The sequence below is a fragment of the Streptomyces sp. NPDC099050 genome, assembly GCF_044759865.1.
Classification (GTDB): domain Bacteria; phylum Actinomycetota; class Actinomycetes; order Streptomycetales; family Streptomycetaceae; genus Streptomyces.
In genome coordinates this window covers 1-7,572 of the sequence record NZ_JBIWAE010000059.1, presented here as the reverse complement: position 1 = coordinate 7,572, position 7,572 = coordinate 1, and the positions used below count along the sequence as shown (strand labels likewise).

Sequence of the window (7,572 nt, the reverse complement as noted above, 5' to 3'; positions counted from 1 at the left end):
CGATCGTCAGTTGGCTGGGCGCCGGGCACTGAACCTGGGGGGACGCACTCAGAGCCGTGCGGTACGAGAGCCTCCGGGCCCTCGTACCGCACGGTACGCGCCGCCCCCTGCGCGTCCGGCAAGGCCGATGGCTGCGCCAGACGGGCAGCCCAGTCCGCCAAGGGCGCCGAACTCCGCCACCCAAGCGGCCGACTCGGCCAACACCCCCAAGCACCCCTTGACATCGGTGCGGTGCCTCACCGATGCGGCCTGTCAGTGGCCACCCGTACGCTCAGGCCGTGAAGACGGCAGGCTCTGGAAGCCGTCCGCCCGGACGAGGAAGGCCTTGCCCCTGATGGGGTGTGCCACCACGACTTCGCGGAACCACTGGCCGAGGCAGGCGGGCCAGACGAGGCGATGCCCGTACTCACGCCGCATCTGGACAAGGAGTGGCTTCCGGCCACCGTCGTCGAGCTGACAGAGAGCCAGGGCCGTGATGAACAGGTTCTGGAGCTGATCGCGCCACGCGCCGAGCGGGCCCGCGGGGCCCGCGGCGAGGAGCGATGGGGTTTTCACCCGGCAACGCGCAAGATCTCCAAGCCCAGGTCCTGGAGCGCGCGGGCCAGGCCGACGAGGCCGCACGGATGCCCGGGGCGAACATCGCGGCCGGGCATTTCGCGGTTCAGAACACACTGATCGCCTACGTCGAGCTCCTGCGGCGCCATGGGCGCCTGGAGGAACTGCGCGTACTGGGCACCGGCGAGCACACGGGTGAGACGCTCGCGTACTACGCCCGGGCGTCGAAGACGACGGACAGGCAGATGTGGCCGAGGCGGCACTGAGGAACTCCATCGCCATCGCCGAGCATCCGGACCGGTTCCGCCGGCCTCTGATCGAACTGCTGGGCCGCCAGGGCCGGATCGAGGAAGCCGTCGAGGTGGGTCGCCCGACGTTCGACCACCACGACGCCTGCCTCTTCGAAGGCATCATCCACCTGCTGCACGAAGCCGGACTGCTGGACGACGCCCTGGTGCTCCTCGACGAACGCAGTGCCGAGTTAGTCGAGGAGCACTCGTCCTGGTTCAGCTCGAACCGGATCTGGCCGGCCGACGGCGCCACGCGGCCATTCAGTCCGACCGTGGCCCCAACGATCCGCCCTTCTGGATGGGTGACCTCTGATGACACGTCACTTGAGTAGGTGCGCCGTGTGCTCGGGGTGAGCGACGGTGGTGACCTCGCGCATGGCGGTAGCCTCCGTGATGCCGAGAAGGCGCACTACCGGTGAATCACCGCACAGGGCTCTCCCTGCACGATGTTGAACTCGACGCACAACCGGGTGCCGTGGGCGAACTTCTTCCCGCCCCTCCACTTCCAGCCGACGATGGATCCCTTGGTCAGGGCCGCGCTCACCGGGGTGGCATCCTTCCACCCGGTGAGAGCCGAGCGGAACCCGTCCGGGTCGTAGGTGATCAGGCGTGCCCGTACCCCGGTGCCGTGGCCTTCCATGTAGGCGCCCACGTCATCGACCCGCAGGCCCTTGCCACGAACGGACAAGCCCACCCTGCCGTCCTCGACCTTCGCGTCGGCGTGCGCGGGCGAGGCGGCGATCACGAGGGCTGCCGCCGCCGTCAGTGCGTACATCGTCTTTCTCATGCCAGCTCAACCGGGCGAGGAACCTGAAGGTCACCCGGACCCGGACCCGGACCCGGACGCAGCCGGTAGCCGTGCTCCGGACGATGGCGTCCCCGCGGAGCTCGCCCTCCCCGATGACGGCGATCGTGTCCGCCGGGCTGCTGCGCCGCTGCTTGTGCTCCCTCGCCGCCGGCCAACCCGGCGGGAACAGCATCGGGGTGCCTTTCCGCCGTGTCATCGCCACCCCGTACTCTCCCGCTGATCAGCGAGTACACGGGGTGCACGACCAAGCGGGGGCAGTACATGACATACCGGCGCGCGGCGATACCGGCATTGGTCGGAGGGCTGTTCCTGGCGGCGCTCCTGTGGTGGGCGGGGGCGAGCGCGGCCGCACTGCACCTGCCGGGCAGTAGCCGCGTCCTCGGCACCGGGACCGCCCGCGAACTCGAACACTGGCTGGCCCCCTGGTCGTACGATCCCCCCGGCGCAGACGGCGCAGGCGACGGCGACGGGGACGGGGACGGCGGCGGTTACGCGGTCGGGACCGGCGATTCGGCCCGCTACCTCTCGCTGTACGAAACCGCGATCCAGATCCGGTTCGGTGCGGTGTTCGCCTTCTTCGTACCCGGGGCGCTGCTCCTGGTCCGCAGGCTCCCGCCGCTGCGCGGCCGCGCGTGGGCGGCGCTGCTCGCCGTCTGGGCCTGGGGGCTGGTGGCCGGGATGCTGGCGAGGGCCGTCTCCGCGCCCTGGCTGATCGCCGGGCAAGGGCACGGAAGTTACCGCTTCCTCCCCCAGATCGCGAGTGTGATCTCCTCCGGAGCCCAGGTCTTGGTGGTGGCCGCCCTGCTCGCGGCGGCGGCAACGGTGCTGCCGGCCCGGGTCACCGTCAAGGGCGCGGGCCCGCTGCCACACGCTGTCGTACCGGCGTGTGCGGCCCGGCTGGCCGCCACCGTCGGAACCTCGTTGATCGCCGTGTCGCTGGTGGTCCTGTCCTACCAGACCGTCGCCGCCGCCATCCAGGAGGCCTCCACGGCCACCGGGCTGCTGTCCGACCCCGGCGACCTCCTTCGGCTGTGGCTGCTGCTCGGCGGATGGGCAGGGCCGGAGGGCGGGTCGATCGGCAGCTGGCTCCTGAACCGCGTCCCCGACGTGGCGCTGCTCGCCGTGGTGTGGGGGGCTCTGCGCAGGCTGCCGGGGCTGCTCACCCGCGTCACTGTCCCGGCCATGGCAGTGGGCGCGGTCTGCGCGACCGTCCTGGGCCTGCTGGCGAGCCAGTTGCTGCGGGTCCTGATGGAGGCGGCCGACTCGGGCGCGCCCTCGGGGGCTCCGCGCCTGTTCGCCGTTCTCGGCAGCGGCGTTCCGGCCGCCCTGACCTGGGGTCTGGTGGCGGGAGTCGCGGCTGCCGTGACCCTGCGGGTGGTGACGGACCGCACGGCCCGGGCAGAGGACGCCTGACCCGCCTGAGCCCCCAGCGGGCGGCGGCCGGCCCCGCCCGCTGGTACAAGCGGCGGTGGCTCGGGGCCCGGCCACGGAGTGGCTCCGTGGCCCGCCGGGCGCCTCCCCCCTGGCCGGTGATCCCGGGTCGGTCGGGCCTTGGCGGGGTCACGGGCGGAACGTGGAGAGGAAGGCCCTGGTCGCGGGCGTCGGGTTGAAGCTGCTCCAGACGAGGTACTCGACGCGGCTCGGTCCGTCGGTGATCGGGAGGGCGCGGACCGACGGGTTGCCACGGGCGACAGCGGCGGGGAGGAGGGCGACGGCGAGGTTTCGGCCCACGATGCGCGTCATCAGGTCGACGGACATCATTTCGTAGGCGACTTCGCGCTCCAACTCCGCTGCTTCGAAGGCCCGGTCGCTCTGCACCCGGCCCGGGGATCCGGCCGGGAAGTCGGCGAAGGGAGAAGTGGCCAGCTGGTGGAGGCTGACCCGGTCGTGGTCCGCGAGTTCGTGCGCGGGTGAGACCACGGCGACGAGCTGTTCCCGGGCGAGTTCCAGCGCGGCCACGCCCCGCGGCTCGTGGCCGGCCGGCAGTCCGAGAAAGGCCACGTCCAGGTCACCGGCGGCCACCTCGGCCGTCATGGCGTCGCTGGCGCCGACGTGCAGGCCCACCCGCACCTGAGGATGCCGTTCCCGGAACCGCTGGAGCACCTCGGAGATGTCGACCGCGGCCACCGTGGGGACGGTCCCGATCAGCAGCCGGCCACGGACCTCACCCACCGCCGCGGCCGCGTCGGTCACGGCCCGCTCGGCGGCCTCCAGGCACTGCCGCGCAGCGATGAGGAAGGCCTCGCCGGCCGGTGTGAGCTCCACCCGCCGGCTGGTCCGGGCGAACAACTTCGCCCCCAGCTCGCGCTCCAGGTTCCCGATCTGGCGGCTCAGCGCCGATTGGGCGACGAAACAACGCGCGGCGGCCCGGGTGAAGTTACGGGTCTCCGCGACGGCGACGACGTACCGGAGTTGTCGGAGTTCCACGTGATCCATCTTCCTCCGCGATCGGTTCGATGACAATCATGTGTTGGACGCATGGATCGCGGTGGACAGAGACTTCCCGCATGACCGCTTCCCCGCCCCGGCAGCAGATCCAGCCGCCCGCGCCCACCACACGCACCGCAGCCGTGCGGCGCCGGGCCGGCGGCGCGGTCGCGCTGATCGCCGCCACCGCGCTCGCGCCGGCCGCCTGGGGGACCACGTACGCGGTGACGACCGAACTCCTGCCGCCCGAGCACCCGTTGTTCGCCGCGCTGCTGCGGTCGCTGCCCGGCGGGCTGCTGCTCGTGCTGGTCGCCCGGGTACTGCCGCGCGGCGCGTGGTGGTGGAAGGCGGCGGTGCTCGGCACCCTCAACATCAGCGCTGTCTACGCGTTCCTGTTCGTGGCCGCCGAGCTGCTTCCCGGCGGTGTCGCGGGGACCCTCGCCGCCGTCCAGCCGATCATGGTCGCGGGGCTGGCGGTGGCGGTGCTGCGGGAACGGGTCTCGGCCTGGCGGATCGGCTGGGGCATCGCGGGAGTGGCCGGCGTCGGGCTCGTGATCCTCGGACCGAACGCGCGGCTCGACGGGGCGGGGGTCCTCGCGGGGCTCGCGGGGGCCGGGTCGATGGCGCTGGGGATCGTACTCACCAAGCACTGGGGTCGTCCCGCCGGAGTCGGCCCGGCGGCGCTCGCCGGCTGGCAGCTCACGGCCGGCGGACTCGTCCTGCTTCCCCTCGCCGCCGTCTTCGAAGGGGCTCCCCCGCACCTCGACGGGTCCGCGGTGGCCGGCTACCTGTGGCTCGGCACGGTGGGCGGCTTCATCGCCCACGTGCTGTGGTTCCGCGGCCTCGGGCGCCTTCCGGTCACCGCGACGGCCATGCTCGTCCTGCTGTCACCGCTGGTCGCGGCGGTCATCGGCGCGCTGCTGCTCGGCGAGGCCTTCACCGCGGGCCAACTCGCCGGATTCGGTCTCGCCCTGGCGGCGCTCGTAGCGGGCCAGCTGAGCCCGGGGCGGCGGCGGCCGCCGCGTTAGGCCGCACCGGTCCCTCCCGGGCCGCGCCCAAGAGGATCCGGGCGACCCGTCCGGACGGCGCCCCGGGTCCGCGCCCACCACGCCGCCGGGGTGTCTGTGGGCCACCGGCCGCGCCGAACTGCCGGGACACCCTCGGCTCACCGCGTGGCGCTGGGTCAGCACACCGCGCCCGTCGGAGCGGATCGGCTTCGGCCGCGCCGGGCTGCTGATCGGTCATGGCACTGGAGGACGGTGGCGTTCAGGGCACGACAGTCACCGGACAGGGCGCGGCGCCCGGCCGAGCTGGTGGATTGACGGACTCGGATTCGCAGGCGACCGCCACAGCCGGGGCCCCGCCCTCGCGGCGCGGGAGGCCGTTCGAGGCGGGACTCGTACGCCCGCCGTCCTGCTCGGCGCGGTCCTCGTCGCCGTGATTTCCCTGGAGCTTCCGCAATGGCTGTGGTGGGACGGGCTCTTGGCCAGCGGAACGGTGCCCTTCTGGCTGGGCGGGGTCCTGCGCCGCGCCCGGAGCCGGGGCGAGCTTTCCGCCGCCGCGCATCCGGTCCCGCAGGATTCGCCGCTGCCCGAGATGCCGCACGTAACCGCCCTACTCGCTCCGCGAGTTGAGACTCGCCCTGGCGGGGAAGGTGGTGGCGCTGAGCAGCCTGGCAGGGACCGTCGATCGGCGAGAGGACCTTCAAGGCGGCGGTGTGGATGCCGCGATGAAAGCGGCGCCCAGGTCGGTCTTGGCGGACACCTTCAGGGGCCGGCCTCCCAGACGAGCACCGCCCCCGGCGACCGCGGTGTAGGTGTCGCCGGTCAGCGGCAGGTGGACGACGGTGAGTACGGGCTGGATGTCGCTGACCAAGGTGGCGATGACGGCCCAGTCGTCCATGCGACATCCGCCACCGCCTCATCGGCACGGACACCTGCTGTGGCACCAGCGCTACGACAACGACCGCGCCCACGCCTGGCTGCGCGAGCTGGCCACCGAGACCGTCCAGGCACTCTTCACGCGCGATGACGGGGTGCGGGACGCCTCGTCGTGATGGCCCATCAGGCCACGCCCCGCCTGACCGGAGGCTCGGTGGCCATGGGACTCAGGTGGCGGCCGCGCCGGCTGCGCCGGGCGGGGTGAAGGCGTCGCCGGGCGGGGTGAAGGACTCGCCGCCGTCGGCGTAGCGGAGGTCGTCGTACGAGTGCTGCTCGCCCGCAGGCTCCTGGGCGAACGCGTCCACCGCGGCCGGCTGATCGGCCGGGCGGCGTCGGGCGCCCCGTCGAAGCCCGGCAGACCGCCGGCTTCGACGCCGATACCACCTGCCCCCGGCCTCACGTAGCGCCTCGGCGGCCCCAAGCGGACGAACCCGACCGGGTCGGATCCTTGCCACCCGTTTCGGCTGGTCAGTCCGCGTCGACGACCTTTACGGCGACGGGGGTTCCGGCCTCCACCGTGCGGCTGACCGTGCAGAGCTTGTCGTGGGAGGTCTTCACCGCGCGAGGCAGGATCGTACGGGCCCGGTCGCCGGTCTCGCCCGCGGGGAAGCGCACGGTGAAGGCGGCTTCCAGGTCCGTCATGTGGTTGCCGCCGGCGTCCTCGGCCTTGTGCCCGTGGACGGCGACGGAGAACTCGGTGGGTTCGGCGTGCCGGCTGGTGGCGACGTCCACGTCGGCCGCGGAGCAGCCGCCGATCGCGGCGAGGAAGAGTTCGACGGGGGTGAAGCCCCCGCCCGATCCGGTGCCGAAGGTGATCGTGTCACCGCGGGAGTTGGTCGCAGTGAACATGCCCGGACCGGTCCGCTCGACGGTGACGGAGCGCAGGGAGTCAGATGTCATGACAGTGACGTTAGCCTCGCCGCCCCGTACCCACCGCGCCGTACTCGGCCACCCACCCCGCCCCTCTACCAAAATTGGTGAATTCGTGAAGAATGGGGGGAATGATGACCGTTCTGGTGACGGGTGTGACGGACGGCGCCGAGTTGGAAGCCCTCCGTGCGTGCATTCACACGGGGCCGCACTTCCGCATCGTCGCCCACACGCACGAAGCCGACGTCGCCCTGGCGCAAGCCCGCGTGCTCCTTCCGGACATCGCCGTGGTCACCCTCCACCGTCCGGACGCCCAGGGGGAACGCGACCGCCGGACCCTGGTTCGCGCCCTTCGGGCCTTCGACCCTCCCACGGGGATCATCCTGCGCCGCGACCCGCACGAGGCAGCCGAGGCGATCAGCCCGGGACTCGAGCCGGTCCAGGGGGCCATCCACGAGGTCCGACGTGCCGATCTCGACGCCCTCCACCATGCTCTGGTCACCATCGGGCGCCGCCGAGCCAGCTGCAACATCGACCCCGAGGCACACTGACCGTCCGGGCGGCGCGTCCAGCGGGGGCGGAGTGCGCATGCGAAAACGCTCGGCCGGGGTGTCCGGCCGAGCGTTTCGTGTCCCCGCGTTCCGCTGGTGGTTTAGTACCAGTGGTGGTTCTGCCAGAAGGT

At 72.4% G+C, this 7,572-nt stretch carries 9 protein-coding genes and 2 pseudogenes; 6 read left to right on the top strand and 5 right to left on the bottom strand.

Translation table 11 applies throughout. The features are described from left to right. The first annotated feature begins 542 nt into the window (after positions 1-542). Both ACIQV3_RS40360 and ACIQV3_RS40355 read left to right on the top strand, forming a co-directional pair. Positions 543-821 (top strand): hypothetical protein, encoded by a 279-nt coding sequence (locus ACIQV3_RS40360; RefSeq protein ID WP_403722322.1) that lies wholly within the window; start codon positions 543-545, stop codon positions 819-821. Further along, complete coding sequence (locus ACIQV3_RS40355) at positions 803-1,177, top strand: hypothetical protein (RefSeq protein ID WP_403722320.1); 375 nt, start codon at positions 803-805, stop codon at positions 1,175-1,177. The genes ACIQV3_RS40360 and ACIQV3_RS40355 overlap by 19 nt, the downstream gene beginning before the upstream one ends. A 77-nt stretch (positions 1,178-1,254) precedes the next feature. On the opposite strand, the gene ACIQV3_RS40350 is transcribed toward ACIQV3_RS40355, so the two are convergent. Next, complete coding sequence (locus tag ACIQV3_RS40350; protein WP_403722317.1) at positions 1,255-1,632, bottom strand: hypothetical protein; 378 nt, start codon at positions 1,630-1,632, stop codon at positions 1,255-1,257. Between the two features lie 282 nt (positions 1,633-1,914). Between ACIQV3_RS40350 and ACIQV3_RS40345 the strand changes: the two genes are divergently transcribed. Next, entirely contained in the window at positions 1,915-3,066 is a 1,152-nt protein-coding gene (locus ACIQV3_RS40345; protein WP_403722314.1) for a hypothetical protein, read from the top strand. 147 nt (positions 3,067-3,213) lie between these two features. Here the strand turns inward: ACIQV3_RS40345 and ACIQV3_RS40340 are convergent, their stop codons facing one another. Continuing rightward, on the bottom strand, positions 3,214-4,080 hold the full coding sequence (locus tag ACIQV3_RS40340; protein WP_403722312.1) for a LysR substrate-binding domain-containing protein: 867 nt from the start codon (positions 4,078-4,080) through the stop codon (positions 3,214-3,216). Between the two features lie 80 nt (positions 4,081-4,160). Between ACIQV3_RS40340 and ACIQV3_RS40335 the strand changes: the two genes are divergently transcribed. Beyond that, positions 4,161-5,108: an EamA family transporter gene (locus ACIQV3_RS40335; RefSeq protein ID WP_403722309.1), complete on the top strand. Its 948-nt coding sequence runs from the start codon at positions 4,161-4,163 to the stop codon at positions 5,106-5,108. A 679-nt stretch (positions 5,109-5,787) separates the two neighbouring features. Here the strand turns inward: ACIQV3_RS40335 and ACIQV3_RS40330 are convergent. Then, a pseudogene (locus ACIQV3_RS40330) lies at positions 5,788-5,982 on the bottom strand (inositol monophosphatase family protein); the annotation flags it as partial. A 31-nt stretch (positions 5,983-6,013) separates the two neighbouring features. Between ACIQV3_RS40330 and ACIQV3_RS40325 the strand changes: the two are divergent. Continuing rightward, positions 6,014-6,136: pseudogene (locus ACIQV3_RS40325) on the top strand (LysR family transcriptional regulator); the annotation flags it as partial. 51 nt (positions 6,137-6,187) lie between these two features. Here ACIQV3_RS40325 and ACIQV3_RS40320 read toward each other — a convergent pair. Continuing rightward, on the bottom strand, positions 6,188-6,325 hold the full coding sequence (locus ACIQV3_RS40320) for a hypothetical protein (RefSeq protein WP_403722308.1): 138 nt from the start codon (positions 6,323-6,325) through the stop codon (positions 6,188-6,190). Positions 6,326-6,488: 163 nt separating this feature from the next. Next, positions 6,489-6,920 (bottom strand): OsmC family protein, encoded by a 432-nt coding sequence (locus tag ACIQV3_RS40315; protein WP_403722306.1) that lies wholly within the window; start codon positions 6,918-6,920, stop codon positions 6,489-6,491. 101 nt (positions 6,921-7,021) lie between these two features. Between ACIQV3_RS40315 and ACIQV3_RS40310 the strand changes: the two genes are divergently transcribed. After that, a complete protein-coding gene (locus ACIQV3_RS40310; protein ID WP_403722303.1) occupies positions 7,022-7,441 on the top strand; it encodes a hypothetical protein in 420 nt (139 codons plus the stop codon). Positions 7,442-7,572: the final 131 nt, after the last annotated feature.